Source organism: Streptomyces sp. NPDC000410 (assembly GCF_040300305.1).
GTDB lineage: Bacteria > Actinomycetota > Actinomycetes > Streptomycetales > Streptomycetaceae > Streptomyces.
In genome coordinates this window covers 16772-33390 of the sequence record NZ_JBEPDM010000001.1, presented here as the reverse complement: position 1 = coordinate 33390, position 16619 = coordinate 16772, and the positions used below count along the sequence as shown (strand labels likewise).

At 71.4% G+C, this 16619-nt stretch carries 12 protein-coding genes and 1 tRNA gene; 10 read left to right on the top strand and 3 right to left on the bottom strand.

Annotated features, from left to right (window positions below):
• The first annotated feature begins 143 nt into the window (after window positions 1-143).
• The 4 genes from ABT342_RS00165 (at window position 144) to ABT342_RS00150 (ending at window position 3855) form a co-directional block, all read left to right on the top strand.
• Entirely contained in the window at window positions 144-740 is a 597-nt protein-coding gene (locus ABT342_RS00165) for a M48 metallopeptidase family protein (RefSeq protein WP_351564608.1), read from the top strand.
• Between the two features lie 120 nt (window positions 741-860).
• Window positions 861-2405 (top strand): TerD family protein, encoded by a 1545-nt coding sequence (locus ABT342_RS00160; RefSeq protein WP_351564605.1) that lies wholly within the window; start codon window positions 861-863, stop codon window positions 2403-2405.
• 8 nt (window positions 2406-2413) lie between these two features.
• The gene (locus ABT342_RS00155; RefSeq protein WP_351564602.1) at window positions 2414-3091 is read left to right on the top strand and encodes an AIM24 family protein; all 678 of its coding nucleotides are present in this window, start codon (window positions 2414-2416) and stop codon (window positions 3089-3091) included.
• 11 nt (window positions 3092-3102) lie between these two features.
• On the top strand, window positions 3103-3855 hold the full coding sequence (locus tag ABT342_RS00150; protein WP_351564599.1) for an AIM24 family protein: 753 nt from the start codon (window positions 3103-3105) through the stop codon (window positions 3853-3855).
• Window positions 3856-3966: 111 nt separating this feature from the next.
• Here the strand turns inward: ABT342_RS00150 and ABT342_RS00145 are convergent, their stop codons facing one another.
• Both ABT342_RS00145 and ABT342_RS00140 read right to left on the bottom strand, forming a co-directional pair.
• Window positions 3967-4482, bottom strand: a complete 516-nt coding sequence (locus tag ABT342_RS00145; protein WP_351564596.1) for an NUDIX hydrolase — start codon at window positions 4480-4482, stop codon at window positions 3967-3969.
• Window positions 4479-5897: a zinc-dependent metalloprotease gene (locus tag ABT342_RS00140; protein WP_351564594.1), complete on the bottom strand. Its 1419-nt coding sequence runs from the start codon at window positions 5895-5897 to the stop codon at window positions 4479-4481. The genes ABT342_RS00145 and ABT342_RS00140 overlap by 4 nt, the downstream gene beginning before the upstream one ends.
• Before the next feature lie 248 nt (window positions 5898-6145).
• Here ABT342_RS00140 and ABT342_RS00135 point away from each other — a divergent pair, with 248 nt between their 5' ends.
• From ABT342_RS00135 to ABT342_RS00125, 3 genes are all read left to right on the top strand, one after another.
• Window positions 6146-7255, top strand: a complete 1110-nt coding sequence (locus ABT342_RS00135) for an SDR family oxidoreductase (RefSeq protein WP_351564592.1) — start codon at window positions 6146-6148, stop codon at window positions 7253-7255.
• 129 nt (window positions 7256-7384) lie between these two features.
• Window positions 7385-7846: a molybdenum cofactor biosynthesis protein MoaE gene (locus tag ABT342_RS00130; RefSeq protein ID WP_351564589.1), complete on the top strand. Its 462-nt coding sequence runs from the start codon at window positions 7385-7387 to the stop codon at window positions 7844-7846.
• Between the two features lie 400 nt (window positions 7847-8246).
• Entirely contained in the window at window positions 8247-9347 is a 1101-nt protein-coding gene (locus ABT342_RS00125; protein ID WP_351564586.1) for a YlbL family protein, read from the top strand.
• A 176-nt stretch (window positions 9348-9523) separates the two neighbouring features.
• Here the strand turns inward: ABT342_RS00125 and ABT342_RS00120 are convergent, their stop codons facing one another.
• Window positions 9524-10081, bottom strand: coding sequence for a PPA1309 family protein (locus ABT342_RS00120; protein WP_351564583.1), 558 nt, complete (start codon window positions 10079-10081; stop codon window positions 9524-9526).
• A gap of 169 nt (window positions 10082-10250) precedes the next feature.
• Between ABT342_RS00120 and ABT342_RS00115 the strand changes: the two genes are divergently transcribed.
• The 3 genes from ABT342_RS00115 to ABT342_RS00105 all read left to right on the top strand — a co-directional run bounded on the left by ABT342_RS00115 (window position 10251) and on the right by ABT342_RS00105 (window position 16600).
• Entirely contained in the window at window positions 10251-13148 is a 2898-nt protein-coding gene (locus ABT342_RS00115; protein ID WP_351566260.1) for a UPF0182 family membrane protein, read from the top strand.
• Window positions 13149-13231: 83 nt separating this feature from the next.
• Window positions 13232-13305: transfer RNA gene (locus ABT342_RS00110), tRNA-Met, on the top strand.
• A gap of 373 nt (window positions 13306-13678) precedes the next feature.
• Window positions 13679-16600: an SEL1-like repeat protein gene (locus ABT342_RS00105; protein ID WP_351564580.1), complete on the top strand. Its 2922-nt coding sequence runs from the start codon at window positions 13679-13681 to the stop codon at window positions 16598-16600.
• Window positions 16601-16619 lie beyond the last annotated feature (19 nt).

Here is a 16619-nt window from a genome sequence, read left to right as displayed (position 1 = left end):
TGCAGGGGACGGGCGGCGGGCGCGGAAAGTTATCCACAGGCAGGGGGTATTAGTCGTTCAAATGGTGCACGCCGTCGAGTGGATCACGTTCGAACCGGGCCGGAGGCGGGACTTCCCGCACTGACAGCGGGTAACGTCGGGGCGTGTCCGCCGACCCACCGCACAGCGCCGAGAGCCAGCAGCGCAGCGTGACCAGACATACCTCCCGTTCCTCCGCGACGAGCGCGGTCGAGGTCCGCAGAAGCACCCGGCGCAGCAGAACGGTCTCCGCGTACCGGGAGGGTGACCGGACCATCGTGCTGATCCCGGCGCGGATGTCCGAGGCGGAGGAGCGGCGCTGGGTGACGGTCATGCTCGACAAGCTCGCGGCCCAGGAGAGCAAGCGCACCCTGGGGGACGCGGAACTGGCCGAGCGCGCGGAGCGCTTGTCCGAGCAGTACTTCGACGGGCGGGCCCGGCCCACATCGGTGCGATGGGTGACCAATCAGAACACCCGCTGGGGGTCGTGTACTCCGGCGGAGGGCAGCATCCGCCTGTCGCACCGGCTGCAGGGCATGCCCGAGTACGTCATCGACTACGTGCTCGTCCACGAGCTCGCCCACCTGCTCGTGCCGGGCCACGGACCGCGGTTCTGGCGGCTGCTGGAGGCGTACCCCCGCACCGAGCGGGCCCGCGGCTACCTCGAAGGTGTGGTCGCGGCCGACCGGCTTCCGCAGCTGCCCGCCGCGCGCGAAGAGTGACTTCCGAGAGTGACGTTCGCCGATCCTGTACCGAATGTGTCCCGACTTGGCTGATTGTCGTTCCAAGCCGTTAGCCTGGCGCGACGGATTCGGATTCGGGATGGGGGACGGTCGTTACGCATGGCCAGGGAATTCCAACGCGGCCACAAGGCCAAGATCAGTGATCTTACTCCGGGTACCGATCTGTACGTAGGCGTGCAGATCGCGGCGCCCGGACTGACCTTCGACATCAGCTGCTTCGGCCTCGACGCCAATGAGCAGCTCTCGGACGACCGGTATTTCATCTTCTTCAATCAGCCGAAGTCGCCCGAGGAGTCCATCCAGCTGCTGGGCGCCCAGTCCGGCGACACCGAGTCGTTCCGCGTCACGCTGGACCGCATCCCGGAGAGCATCCAGAAGCTGTCCTTCACCGCGACCGTCGACGGTGCGGGCCAGATGTCGCAGGTCGGCCCGGGGTACATCCGGATCGTCGCGGGCGGTGAGGAAGTCGTCCGGTATGCGTTCACCGGCTCGGAGTTCACCACCGAGCGCGCCGTGATGCTGGGTGATTTCTACCTGAAGGACGTCTGGCGGTTCGCCGCCGTCGGCCAGGGCTTCGACGGCGGACTGGAGGCGCTGCTGAAGAACTTCGGCGGAGAGGTCGCCGAGGAGCAGCCCGCGGCGGCTCCGCAGCCGCAGCAGGGCGCCGCCGTCCCGGGGTTCGCCCCGCCGCCTCAGGCACCCCAACCCGCCCCGTCGTTCGGCGCGCCCGCCGCGCAGACTCCGGCGCCCGCCCAGGCCCCTGCCCCCGCGAGCCCGCAGATGCATGCCGCGCCGACCCTCGCCGCGCCCATGACCCCGCCCGTCGCCGTGCCCGCGCCCTTCGCGCCCGCAGCGCTGGGAGCACCGGGAGCGCCCGCGGCACCCGGAGCCCCCTTCGTCCCCGGCCAGCCCGGCCCGTTCGGCCCGCCCGGGGTGCCGGGACAGCCCTTCGGCGGCGCCCAGGCCATGGCCCCCGTCCCCGCCGAGGCCGGACTGCGCGTCGTCCTCACCAAGTACGCCGAGGTCGCCGTCGGCGACCGGTGGACCGAGCAGAACCCGCAGCAGGTCCGGGCCACCCTCGCCAAGGGCCAGTCCATCCTCGCCAAGCAGGGCAGCATGGTCGCCTACCAGGGCGACATCGACTTCGCCCACAAGGGCTCCGGGCTGCTGGGCAAGCTGACCGGTCAGCTCACCGGCCAGGGCATGTCCCTCATGCGCTGCTCCGGCGAGGGCGAGGTGTTCCTCGCGGACGAGGCCAGCCGGCTCTTCGTGATCCGGCTCGAAGGCGAGCAGCTCTACACCAGCGCCCACGGCGTCCTGGCCTTCGACGAGTCCCTGGACACCGAGATCCGCCGGATCGAGGGCGCGGGCCTGCCCGGCGGCGGTCTCTTCTCGATGCTCTTCTCCGGCACCGGCGCCGTCGTCGTCAAGACGCGCGGCATCCCGGTCGTCCTCCCGGTCGGCCCCGCCACGTACGTCGACGGCAATGCCGTGATCGCATGGTCGGCGGGCGCCCAGGCCGTCACCACGACCGCGCTGCGGCTGCGCCGATCCGGCTACGCCAGCAGCCAGTCGGAGGCGATCAACCTCCAGTTCCGGGGCGCCCCGGGCAATTTCGTCGTCGTCCAGCCCTTCGAGGTGTGAGGCAGGCCATGGATACGAACATGCTCAGCGCGCACCGCGCCGTGCCGACCGGCGTACGGATGGCCGTGCACAGCGCCAAGACGCTCAAGGTCACGATGGCCACCGGCCACGACCTGATCGCCAAGGCCGGATCGATGATCGCGTACGACGGCTACGTGCAGTTCGACGCGCCCCCCGCCACCCTGCGCCGCTCCGCCGAGGAGATGGTCACCGGAGAGGGCGGCAAGCTCATGCTCTGCCGCGGCGACGGCGACCTCTACCTCGCGGACTACGGGGCGGACGTCGTCGTGCTCCACCTCGCCGACGAGGCACTGTCCGTCAACGGCGCGACCCTGCTCGCCTGCGACGCCGCCCTCCAGCTCGCGATCGAGCCGGTCAAGGGCATTGCCAAGCTCTCCGGCTCCGGCCTGACGAACCTCGTCATCCGCGGCACCGGCTGGGTCGCCCTGGTCAGCCGCGGCATCCCGACCGTGCTCGACTGCGCCGAACGCGAGACGTACGTCGACCCGGACGCGCTCGTCGCCTGGACGACCGGTCTCGAAATGAAGGCCCGGCGCACCGTCAAGGCGAGCGCGCTGATCGGCCGCGGCAGCGGCGAGGCCCTGCAGATCGGCTTCAAGGGCCAGGGCTTCGTGGTCGTCCAGCCCAGCGAGGACACCGGCGACCGATTCAAGATCCGGGGCTGAGAGGAGCACCCATGCACAGCACACTCTTCGCGCACGTCCCGGTGGAGTCCACCGAGCGCTACACACTGCAGAACCCGCAGCTGCTCAAGGTCGATGTGAACCGGGGCAGCGGTGCGATCCTCGCCCGGCAGGGCGCGATGGTCGCCTTCGAGGGGCAGATCGAGTTCGACAGCCAGTACCGCAACCGCAGCTGGCGCAACGTCGAGCGGATGACCAACGAGCGCCTCGAACTGATGCGCTGCAAGGGCAGCGGCAACGTCTACCTGGCCAACTTCGCGCAGCACATCCATGTCATGGACGTCGGCCGGGGCATCACGGTCGACAGCTCGTCCGTCCTCGCGTTCGACGGAAGCCTCGGTGTCGGCATCGTCGCCATCGACAGCGCCGTGGGCGTGGCCTCGGCGGGCGCGTACAACCTGGAGCTCACCGGATCCGGCAAGGTCGCCCTGCTGACCTCCGGCGAGCCGCTGGTCCTCGAGGTCACCCCCGAGCGCAACATCTGTGCCGACGTGGACGCGGTGATCGCCTGGTCCACCTCGCTGCGCACCCAGATGCAGGCGCCCACCTCCACCTCTGCCGTCTGGCGCCGCAGGGGCTCGACGGGCGAGGGCTGGGAGATGCAGTTCCAGGGACAGGGCCACGTCCTCATCCAGCCCAGCGAGCTGCTGCCCCCGCAGCATCTGCGCAGCTCGGGTCTGCTCGGCCAGTTCGGCATGGGCGGTGGGGGGCTGCGGGGCAACTCCCTGGGCGGCTCCCGCAACTGACGGCACCGGGGACGGCATCCCCGTCGCCGACGGCGGAACACGACGGCCTACGAAGGGGCGGCCCCGCGCACAGCGCGGGGCCGCCCCTTCGCACGAACACGCTCCGCGGGCTCAGAGCCGGGCGCGGGCGGCTTCCACCAGCCGGACGACCGACGCGTCGGCCACGGCCGCCACCTCGTCGTACCCGAACCAGCGCAGGTCCAGCGACTCGTCACTGATCGCCGGGGCCGCGCCGGCCGGAGCCAGCGCCGCGTACTGCACATCGAGGTGCCAGGCACAGGGCGTCTCGTGCCGGTCGAGACGCACCAGCCCGCCGGGCAGCAGCGTCAGCCCCGCGATACCGGACTCCTCGGTCCCCTCGCGCAGTGCCGCGTCGGCGAGCGTGGCGTCACCGGGCTCGCAGTGCCCGCCCATCTGCAGCCACATCCGGAGCTTCCTGTGAAGCGTCAGGAGCACCCGCTCCCGCGACGGGTCGATCACCAGCGCGCTCGCCGTGATGTGCCCCTGCGCGCACGCCTTCCACATTCCGTCCGGGTGGGCCGCCAGGTGATCCAGATACGTCTGGCGCAGCTCTTCCTGCGCCTCGTACTCCTTGAGTACGCGTACGGCGTCGTCGTACAGGCTCACTTGCCGGAGTCTTCCTTGCCCTCGTCGTCCGGGCCCTTGGCGGCCTCGCCGAGCATCTTGTCCAGCTCCGAGAAGTCGAGCTGCTCGCGGTGCACGAAGCCGTCCGGGTCGTCCAGGTCGGACGCGGTCGGCAGCATGTCCGGGTGCTCCCACAGGCTGTCGCGGCCGTCGAGACCACGCGCGTCCGTGAGCGACGCCCACAGACGGGCGGCGTCCCGCAGCCGGCGCGGGCGCAGCTCGAGGCCGATCAGCGTGGCGAAGGTCTGCTCGGCGGGACCGCCCGACGCGCGGCGCCGGCGCAGCGTCTCGCGCAGCGCGTTCGCCGAGGTCAGCCGGTTCTTCGCGGCCTCGTGGACCACCGCGTCCACCCAGCCCTCGACCAGGGCGAGCGCCGTCTCCAGACGGGCCAGCGCCGCCTTCTGCTCCTCGGTGTCCTCCGGCTGGAACATTCCCTGCTGGAGCGCCTCCTGGAGCTGCTCGGGGTGTGTGGGGTCGAACTGGCCGACCACGTCCTCCAGCTTGGTCGTGTCGACCTTGATCCCGCGCGCGTAGCCCTCGACCGCGCCGAACAGATGTGCGCGCAGCCACGGCACATGGGCGAAGAGCCGCTGGTGGGCGGCCTCGCGCAGCGCCAGGTACAGCCGCACCTCGTCCTTCGCGACGCCCAGGTCCTTGCCGAACGCCTCCACGTTGAGCGGAAGCAGCGCGGCCTTGCCGACCGGGCCCAGCGGGAGCCCGATGTCCGTGGAGCCGACCACCTCACCCGCCAGGACACCGATGGCCTGCCCGATCTGCTGGCCGAACATGGCGCCGCCCATGGAGCGCATCATGCCGATCAGCGGGCCCGCCATCGCCTGCATCTCCTCAGGCAGTACGTCGCCCATGGCCAGGCCCACCCGCTCGGCCACCGGGTCGACGAGCTGCTGCCAGGCCGGGAGCGTCGCCTCGACCCACTCCGCGCGGCTCCACGCCACGGCGCTGCCGGCACCCGAGGGGAGCGGCGTCGCGCCGTCGAGCCACAGGTCGGCGAGGCGCACGGCCTCCTCGACCGCGGCGCGCTCGGCCGGGCCCACGCTCGCGTCCTTCGTGCCGTCCTGCGTGCCCTGGGAGACCGTCTGGCGGGCGATCTGCTTGGCCATGTCCCAGTTGACCGGCCCGCCCTCGTAGCTCAGCATCTGGCCGAGCTGCTGGAAGGCGGCCCCGAGATCGTTCGGATTCATGGAACCGAACATCGAGGCGAGGGGGTTGTCCGCACCGCCCGGGCCGCCGGGGAAACCGAACCCGAAGGGGTTCGCCTGACCGCCGCCTTGACCGCCGGATCCCTGCCCACCTCCGGCGGGGTCCTTCTTCTTGCCCTCGTCGCCGTTCTCCGGCTCCTCCGGCGGAAGGCCGAATCCGAATGGGGTGTCACTCACGGGTTTCCTCGGCTCGTAGGGCCGCCGGCTTCCTGCCGGCGGCGACTGCCCGACAACACCTCCAGCCTAAGCGGCGCCCGGCTGGCCGCGGCGGCCTCGCGGGCCCCGGCCCGGCCGGGAACCGCCCGACATCCGGGCCGTACAAGGGCTCGGTGCTCCGCCGGCGCTTGGCCTGCGGCAGGATGGACGCCACCTGGTACGCACGCGTCATTCACGTACGTACTGAAGACAACCGCTGGAGACGCCCGGTGAGTTCCCCAGATCCACAGGTTCGCGCAGCGCGAAACCTCTCAGCCCCGACCTCGTCGAGAGGTCCCGTCGTCGCGGTCACCGGTGCCGCCTCGGGCGTCGGTGACCTGCTGACCAGGCGCCTTGCCGCGTCGGACGAGATCAAGCAGGTCATCGCCATCGACGAGCGGCGCGGCGAGGTCTCCGAGGCGACGTGGCACATCCTGGACGTCCGTGACCCGGCGATCGCCGAGAAGCTGCGCGGCGCGGACGTCGTCGTCCACCTGGCACTCGACCTCGACCTGGAGACGGATCCCGCGGCCCGTACCGCGTACAACGTGCGCGGCACGCAGACCGTCCTCACCGCGGCCGCCGCCGCGGGCGTCCACCGGGTGGTCCTGTGCACCTCGGCGATGGTCTACGGAGCACTGCCCGAGAACGACATCCCGCTCTCCGAGGACGCGGAGCTGCGGGCCACGGCCGAGGCGACCGGCGTCGGTGACCTGATGGAGATCGAGCGGCTGGGCCGTCGCGCGCCCCGCGCCCACCCCGGTCTCAACGTCACGGTGGTCAGGCCCGCCGTCCTGGTCGGCGGCACGGACACCGCGCTGACCCGCTACTTCGAGTCGCCGCGCCTCCTGGTGGTCGCCGGATCCCGCCCCACCTGGCAGTTCTGTCATGTCGAGGACCTGGTGAGCGCCCTCGAGTACGCCGCTCTGGAGAAGGTCGACGGGGAGTTCGCGGTCGGCTGCGACGGCTGGCTGGAGCAGGAGGAGGTCGAGGAGCTCAGCGGCATCCGCCGGATGGAACTGCCGTCCGCTGTCGCCCTCGGAGCGGCGGCCCGGCTGCACCGCATCGGCCTCACCCCGTCCCCGGCGGGGGACCTCGCGTACACGATGCACCCGTGGGTGGTCAGCGTCGGACGGCTGCACGACGCCGGATGGCGGCCTCGGTGGACGAACGAGGAGGTGCTCGCGGCCCTGCTGGAGGAGGTCGAGGGCCGGCACACCGTCGCGGGCCGCAGGCTCGGCCGCAAGGACGCCACCGCCGCCGGTGCCGCAGGCGCGACCGTCGCTCTGCTCGGTACGGCCGCGCTCGTGCGGCGGGCCCGCAAGCGCCGGGGGCTGTGACGGGCAGGGGTCCGCAAGCCCCGGGGCCCGTGACGGGCCGAGGGGCTGTAGGAGGCTCCAAGCGCCACCGCGGCTGCCCGGTCGAAAACGCTATTCCGCGATGTCAGCGGCGTACGGCACGATGGGGTTATGGCACGTACGAACAACCACCCCGGTGAGCAGGCGGCGACGGACCCCATCCGCCTCCTGGAGATCCGCGACACCCCGCTCTCGCTGGACGAGGTGTTCCGCGCGGTCGGCGATCCGGCGGCCGGCGGCACGGCGCTCTTCGTCGGCACCGTGCGCAACCACGACGCGGGCGCGGACGTCGACGCGCTCGGCTATTCGTGCCACCCCACCGCGGAGGCGGAGATGCGCCGCATCGCGGAGAAGGTCGCCGCGGAGTACCCGGTCCGGGCACTGGCCGCCGTCCACCGCGTGGGTGACCTGGAGGTCGGAGATCTCGCCGTCGTGGTCGCGGTGTCGTGCCCGCACCGCGGTGAGGCGTTCGAAGCCTGCCGGAAGCTGATCGACGACCTGAAGCACGAGGTCCCGATCTGGAAGCACCAGCGGTTCGCCGACGGCACGGAGGAGTGGGTCGGCGCCTGCTGAGCGCCTGGCCGCCGCCGTCCGGCGGAGCAACCCGGTTGGCGGGCACCCGGGCCGATTTGCGTAACCGCCCCCCTGCCCCGAGCGTTGAACCGACGGATGGTTAATCTGCTGATCAGTCGGCTGTTGCAGCGTTTGCTCCAGCCCATGGGGTCGGGAGGTCGGAATGGCGGCACTTGCCTGGTTGCTGATTCCGCTTTTCGCTGCCGTCGGTGCAGCGATATGGGGAAGCTGGGCCTCGAGGAACCGAACTACCGGGGACATCGCGGAACTGGCGGGCTACGCCCGGTTCCGGGACGCGATGGAGAAGTCCCACTCCGGTACGGACATAGCCTGAGGCGGCCAGCCCCGTACGGACCGGCCCGGGGGGTGCACTGACAGACCCTTCCCGTACTGTCGTTCCATGCCACGCCGCACTGCGACGATGCTCGCCTCCACCCTCGTCCTCATCGTGCTGCTCTGCGTGGGCGTGTTCATGGCGCCTCCTTACTCCGAGATGACGCCGGGACCGACGTTCAACACGCTCGGCGAGTCGCGTGGGGAGCCGGTGCTGCAGATCTCCGGCCACAAGACCTATCCGACGTCCGGAAACCTGAACATGACAACGGTCAGGGTCACCGGCGCGGAATACCGGATGAACCTCGTCGAGGTCGTCTACGGCTGGCTGGCACACGACAACGTCGTGGTGCCGCACGACACGCTCTATCCGGACGGCAAGACGGAGGAGCAGTCCACCCAGGAGAACGCCGAGGAGTTCAGCCAGTCCCAGGAGACCGCCAAGGTCGCGGCGCTGAACGAGCTGAAGATCCCGGTGAAGTCCCGCGTCGTGGTCGCTTCCGTCCGCAAGAAGACCCCCGCGGAGGGCGCGCTCCACGCGGGCGATGTGATCAAGGCCGTCGACGGCACACCGGTCAAGCAGCCCGGTGACGTCTCCAAGGCCGTCACCAAGCACAAGCCCGGCGAGCAGGTGGTCTTCTCGATCGTCCCGGCGAAGGAGGCGGCCGCGGCGGAGAAGGCGGGCAAGGAGCCGTCGGCCGTGCAGGACGTCAAGATCGGGACGGTGAAGTCGGGGGAGTCGGGAGAGGGCCGTAACCGCGCGATCGTCGGCATCACCGCCGGTACGGATCACACGTTCCCGTTCACCATCGACATCAAGCTCGCCGATGTGGGCGGCCCGAGCGCCGGGCTGATGTTCGCCCTCGGCATCATCGACAAGCTCACGCCGGAGGACCTCACGGGCGGGAAGTTCGTGGCGGGTACGGGAACGATCGACGAAACCGGCAAGGTCGGCCCCATCGGCGGCATCGAGATGAAGCTGGTCGGCGCGCGGAACGCCGGTGCGGAGTACTTCCTGACACCCAGCGAGAACTGTGAGGCCGCCGCCTCGGACATCCCGGACGGGCTCACCCTGGTCAAGGTCAAGACCATCGCCGACGCGACGAAGGCCCTGAAGCAGATCCGCACCGGCGACACGGCGGGTCTCCCGAGCTGCACCACGGGCTGACCCGAGCCGCACCACGGGCCGACCCGACCCGCACCGACCCGCACCAGCGGCTGACCGGGCGCGGCCTTCGGGCTCCGCCCCGGGCGCAGGGCCCGGGGCGAGCGGGGCCGGGGTGTCCCCGCGGGGACACCCCGTACGAGCCCTCGGTCAGGACGCTGTCAGAACCGCCTCAGGCGCTACGCCTCGAACGTCGCCGAGAGCGCGTCGGCGAGACCGGGCACCAGGTCCGAGCCCGTGAGGACCTCCGTGGGGGAGTCCTTCTCCCGCAGCCGCAGAGCCGACTCGCGGGCGCCGTCGCGGAGCACGGCCACCGTCATCCGGACCTCCTGGCGGTCCGGGTGGGCGGCGACCCACTTGGCGAGGCCCGCCTCGTCGAGGCCCTTGGGGACGGCCGCCTCCGCCGACGGCGGCAGCATCAGGCGCTCCACGGTCAGCGCACAGCCGGCCACCGCGTCGGGCCAGGCGATCGTCGCGAGGAACTCGTCCAGCGCGGTGCCGGAGGGGATCTCGTCCTGCTCGACCGGGGTGAGCGGAGCGGCCGCCTCACCTTCGTCGAGACCGAGCTGGGCGGCGAGCGCCGGCTCCTGGGTACGCAGCTGCACGGTGTCGACGAGGGCGAAGAGCCTGGCCGGCTGGTCCCAGCCGAGGCCGGACGCGTACTCGTCGATTTCGAGCACCGCTCGTGTGAGCGGGCTCGCGGCCATCGGAGGACCGCTGGGGGAAACGTTGGACATGGTCAATATCCTGCCTCCTTCGGACCCGGAGTCGGGAACTAGGTAAAGCTTCAGTAAGTTGCATCAGTGGGCTCTACGATCGCTGGGGCCCGCAGCACACGTCTTCGGACGCACGACTTCGGACGCTTTAGACGACCGCGAACTCGAGGGGCGCACGTTGGCTTTCCAGATGCCGGACCGCGGCGGAGGCCCTACCGGGCCACGGATCAGAGTCGGCCGGCCGTCCCGGCGCGCCCGCACCCTGCTCATGACCTTGGGTGTGCTGGCCGTGCTGGCCATGGTCTTTGTCATGTTCGCCGGGTTCTGGACCGACTGGCTCTGGTACCGCTCGGTGAACTACTCGTCGGTGTTCACCACCACCCTGTGGACCAAGGTCGGCCTGTTCACGGTCTTCGGACTGCTGATGGCCACCGTGGTGGGGGTGAACATCTGGCTGGCGCACCGGCTGCGGCCGCCGCTGAGCGCGATGTCGCTGGAGCAGCAGAGCCTCGACCGGTACCGGATGGGCATCGCCCCGTTCAAGAAGTGGGTGCTCCTCGCGATCACCGCGCTGGTCGGTCTGATCGCCGGAGCCTCCTCGTCCTCCCAGTGGCGCACCTACCTGATGTGGGTCAACGGCGTGCCCTTCGGGCAGAAGGACCCCCAGTTCCACCTGGACGTGAAGTTCTACGCGTTCGATCTGCCCTGGTACCGGTTCCTGCTCGGCTTCGGCTTCGCCGCCATCGTGCTCGGGCTGATCGCCGCCGCACTCACCCACTACCTGTACGGCGGGCTGCGCATCACCAGCCCGGGCGCGCGGGCGACCGCCGCGGCCACGGGCCACCTGTCGGTGCTGCTCGGGCTCTTCGTCAGCCTCAAGGCCGTCGCGTACTGGCTCGACCGGTACGGCCTGGCCGTGAAGTCCAGTGACTTCAAGGCCGCCGGCAACTGGACCGGCCTCCGGTACGTCGACGCCAACGCGTATCTGCCGGCGAAGACCATCCTGTTCTGCATCGCCGTCATCTGCGCTCTGCTGTTCTTCGCCACCCTGTGGCGGCGTACGTGGCAGCTGCCGATGATCGGCTTCGGCCTGATGGTGCTGTCCGCCATCCTGATCGGCGGGCTGTACCCGGCGATCGTGCAGAAGTTCCAGGTCCAGCCGAACGAGCAGGCCAAGGAAGCCCCGTACATCCAGAAGAACATCGACGCCACGCGCAAGGCGTACGGCATCGACACGGCCAAGGCCGAGAACTACTCGGGCAAGGGCGACCCGAAGCGAAAGGCCGAGCAGCGCGAGGCCTCCTCCACGGCCGCCAGCTACCGGCTCGTCGACTCCAACGTCGTCTCGCCCGCCTTCCAGCAGCTCCAGCAGGAGCGCAAGTACTACCAGTTCCCCGCGACCCTGGACGTCGACCGGTACACCGGCCCGGACGGGAAGCCGCAGGACACGGTCATCGGTCTGCGCGAGCTCAACATCAAGGGCATCCCCAAGCGCAACTGGATCAACGACCACTTCACCTACACCCATGGCTACGGCGCGATCATGGCCAAGGGCACGAGCACGGTCACGGACCCCGACAAGGGCACGGTCGGCGCACCCGACTTCACCGAGTCCGGACTGCCGACGACCGGCCAGCTCAAGAAGTACGAGCAGCGGATCTACTACGGCGAGAAGACCGAGCAGTACTCGATCGTGGGCGGCCCGCAGAAGGAGCTCGACTACGAGAAGAACGGTGAGGAGACCACCAGCTACAAGGGCAAGAGCGGGGTCAACCTCTCCAACCCGTTCAACCGCGCCGCGTACGCGGTGGCGTTCAGCGAGCCGCAGATCCTCTACTCGGGAGCGATCGGCGACGGCTCGCGGATCCTCTACAACCGCACGCCCAAGGAGCGCGTCGAGGCGGTGGCCCCCTGGCTGACCATCGACGGCGACGCGTACCCGGCGGTGGTCGGCAACCGCATCAAGTGGATCGTCGACGCGTACACGACGACGGACGGCTACCCGTACGCGTCCCGTACGACGCTGGGCCAGACGACGGCCGATTCGCTGACCGACAGCCAGCGTGCCGTCGTCGCGCAGCAGAACCAGGTCAACTACATCCGCAACTCGGTGAAGGCCACCGTCGACGCGTACGACGGCACGGTCGAGCTGTACCAGTGGGACACCGAGGACCCGGTCCTCAAGACCTGGATGAAGGCGTTCCCCGGCACGGTGAAGGCGAAGTCCGACATCGGCCCGGACCTGAAGGCCCACCTGCGCTACCCGCAGGACATGTTCAAGGTCCAGCGCGAGCTGCTGACCCGCTACCACGTCACCGACCCCGAGCAGTTCTACAGCGGCAGTGACGCCTGGCAGGTGCCGGACGACCCGACGAACAAGGACAGCAGTGCGGTCCCGCCGTACTACCTGAGCCTCAAGATGCCCGGGGAGACGGCCCAGAAGTTCTCGCTGACGACGACGTTCACGCCCGCCGGGCGCCCGAACCTCGGTGCGTTCATGGCGGTCGACGCGGACGCGAACAGCAAGGGCTACGGCTCGATAAGGCTGTTGAGAGTCACCTCGACCGTGCAGGGCCCCTCGCAGGTGCAGAGTGAGCTCAACAGCGTGCCCGAGGTCGCGACGTTCGTCCGTGACCTGAGAGGTACGGACTCGGAGATCGACTACGGCAACCTGCTCACGGTGCCGCTGGACGGTGGGTTCCTCTACATCGAGCCGGTGTACGCGCGCGGTGGCGCCGCGAACTATCCGCTGCTGAAGAAGGTGGCCGTGTCGTACGGCGGCAAGCCGGTCTTCAAGGACAGTCTCGCGGAGGCGCTGAACGCGGTGTTCGGGGTGGACGGCGCGGAGCAGCCGCCCACGACGACGCCGCCGGACGATACGACGAAGCCACCGACGACCCCGCCGGCCACCGGCGACGCGGCGCTGAAGCAGGCGATCGCGGACGCGCAGAAGGCGTACGAGGACGGTGAGGCGGCGCTCAAGAAGAACGACTGGGCGGCGTACGGCAAGGCGCAGGAGGCGCTGCAGAAGGCGCTGGAGCGAGCGGCGGCAGCGGCTCCGAAGCCGGCCGGCGGCTCCGGAGGCTGAGTCCGAACGGCCTCTGACCAGGGCCCGAGCTGGGGCTTTGGTCAGGGGCCGCCCCGCGGCGTGGTACGGTTGTTCCACAACGACGCGGGGTGGAGCAGCTCGGTAGCTCGCTGGGCTCATAACCCAGAGGTCGCAGGTTCAAATCCTGTCCCCGCTACTGAAGACGAAGGCCCGGATCCATCAGGATCCGGGCCTTCGTCATGCGCCCGGCGCGCCAAGGGCGGCCGGGACGGGGTGAGTTGGGGTGAGGCGTGTTTGACTTGTCTCTCTGTGGGCATGTCGACAAAACGCTGAAGTGACCTCACTGGCTGCGGTATACCAGGTGTACGCGGGTTGCGGGTGGTGCAACGATGGAATTTATGGGGGACAGGGCAACTCTGTTGGAGACAGGGCGGTTTGTGCAGCGGCATGCCGGGACCGGCACCGCCGCTGGTGCGGTGGGTACCGATGCCGTGGACCCTGTCGGCTCTGTCTCTGCCGACCCGGTTGAGCAGATCGACCAGGTTGAGCACGTCGACCAGGTGGATCCTGTGGACGCGGTGGATTCCGCGGAGGCGGAGACCGAGGCCCGGCACCGTCGTGCCGCCGAGGACGGCGACACCGCGTCGATGAGCGTCCTCGGGGCACTGCTGCTGCGCCGCGGTGACCTCGACGGCGCGGAGCCGTACCTGCGCGCGGCGACCGCCGAGGGGGACCGCGCCGCGGCGAACAATCTGGGAGTACTCCTCCATCAGCGCGGGTACGCCGACGAGGCCGCCGGCTGGTGGCGCATCGCCGCCGTCGCGGGCTCCGCGGCCGCCGGGCACGCGCTGGGGCGGCACTACCGCGAGCGCGGGGACGAGCCCGCCGCCGAGTACTGGCTGCGCCAGTCCGCCGAGCAGGGCCATGCGCTGGGCGCGTACGCGCTCGCCGATCTGCTGGAGCACCGCAGCGAGCCGGGCGCGGAGCGGTGGCTCCGCGCGGCGGCGGAACAGGGCCACCGGGAGGCGGCCTACCGCCTGGCCCGCGCGCTGGAGCACCGGGCCATGGCCGCTGACGCCCAGGCGCTCGCGCCCCGCGGCATGACCCCCGCCGATCGCGCCCCCCGCGCGGCGTACGGGGACCCCGGCTCGGCTTCGCAGGAGCTCGGTACCGGGCGCGGCACGCGCCGTGACGGCGAGGACGTGGGCAACGGTGTGGGGTCCGGGCGGCTGTCGTCGGCCCCCGCAGCCGCGTCCCCGGGTTCGTCCGTTCCCTGGCCGTTCGACGGGGTTGGCGCCGAGACCTCCGGCGCGGGGGCGCCCGGGAGGCCGTCCGGCGCCGATGGGCCCAACGCGGACGGTCGCGGCGCCGCGCCGCGCGGCTATGCGGCACGGGCCGGTGGCGCCGGTGGCGCCGGCAGCTCGGGGGCCGCGGGATGCGGGGACGAGAGCACGGACGGGCTGTCGCCCGGTACCGGGATCGGTACCGGCACCAGGTTCGGTGCCGTTCCCGTTGCCGGTACCAGGTTCGGCACGGGTACCCGCAACGGGATCGGGGCCGGTACTGGTTTCGGCACCGGGACCGGTCCCAGCACTGGTACCGGGTTCGGTGCTGGGGCTGGCCCAGTCCCAGTCCCCGTCCCTGGCAACGGCAACAGCAACGGGGTCGGCACTGGTACGCGCACCGGCACCGGCCGTGGCAGCGGCCCTGGCATCGGCCTCGGCACGGGTGCCGGTACGGGGTTCGGCGCCGGGACGGGCACCGCCACTGGTCCCGGTCCCGGTCCCGGCCCTGGTACCCGGCTCGGAACTGGTACCGGCAACGGGAACGGCACCGGGACCCGGCTCGGAACTGGGGCTGGCCCCGGCACTGCCAACGGAACTGGCACTGGCACTGGCACTGGCCCCGGCGCCGGCAGCGGCAGCGGGATCGGCACCGGTACCAACATCGGGACCGGCTCCGGCACTGGCAACGCCACCGGCAGCGGAGCCGGTACTCGTGCCGGTACCGGGTTCGGCGCCGGCACCGCCACCACCGGCGCTGGCACCCGGCCCGGCGCAGGGACCCACACCGGTACCGGCCCCGGCACCCGGTCCGACGCCGGGGCCCGCACCGGCCCTGGCGCCGGCAGCAGGGTCGGCCCTGGCGTTGGCGCCGGGATCGGCACCGGCCCCGGTACTGGCCCTGGCGCCCGGTTCGGCGCCGGGACCCGCACGGGCACCGGCACCGGCAGCGCCATCCGCACCGCCAGGGCCACCTCCACCACCACCGGCGGAGCCGATGCCCGGCGGGAGGCCGAGCAGTGGTACCGGCAGGCCGCGGCGCGGGGGCATCGGCGGGCCGCGTTGTATCTCGGGGCGATCCTGGAGCGCCGGGGTGAGCTGAAGGAGGCCGGGCGCTGGTACCTCACGTCCGCCAAGGACGGTGAGGCCCGCGCCGCCTGCGCCCTCGGCTTCCTCCTGCGGGACGCCGGCGACGAGGAGAGCGCGGCCGTGTGGTGGCTGCGTGCCGCGCAGGACGGCGACGGCAACGCCGCCAACGCCCTGGGCGCGCTGCACGCCGCCCGCGGTGAGCAGCAGACCGCCGAGCGCTGGTACCGCGCCGCCATGGACGCGGGTGACGTCAACGGCGCGTACAACCTCGGCCTGCTCTGCGCCGCCCAGGACCGTACCGCCCAGGCCGAGCAGTGGTACCGCCGCGCCGCCTACGCCGGGCATCGCGAGGCCGCCAACGCGCTCGCCGTGCTCATCCTCCAGGCCGGTGACGCGACCGGCGCCGAGCCCTGGTTCTCCAAGGCCGCCGAGGCGGGCAGCGTGGACGCCGCGTTCAATCTGGGCATCCTGTACGCCGGCCGTGACGACGACCGTACGGCCCTGCGCTGGTACGAGCGCGCCGCCGCGGCCGGGCACACCGAGGCCGCGCTCCAGGTCGGCATGGCGTGCCTGCGCGACGGCGAGGAGCAGGAGGCGGAGCGCCATCTGCGGTGCGCGGCCGGTGGCGGCAGCACCGAGGCGGCGTTCCGGCTCGCGACGGTGCTCGACGCCCGCCAGCCGCCGCCCGGCCCGCCCGTGCTCGGTGAGCCGGTGAACGAGAAGACCGAGTGCGAGGAGTGGTACGAGCGGGCCGCCGAGCAGGGGCACCGCCGCGCCCAGGTGCGCGTCGGCATGCTGGCCGCCGCCCGCGGCGACAACGCCGACGCCGCCCGCTGGTACCGGGAGGCGGCGGAGGCGGGCAGCCGCAACGGCGCCTTCAACCTCGGGCTGCTGCTCGCCCGCGAGGGCAACGAGCGCGAGGCCGCCCTCTGGTGGTCGCGCGCCGCCCGCGCGGGGCACGGCCGCGCCGCACTCCGGCTCGCGCTGCTCGCCGCGCGCCGGGGGGAGCTCACCGAGGGGCAGCGCTGGTGCGCCCGCGCGGTGGAGCTCGGCCCGGCGGAGGTCGCCGAGCGGGCGGCCGCGCTCCGCGATGCGCTCCACCAGGAGCTCACCGCGTGAAGGGCCGGATACCGGACGG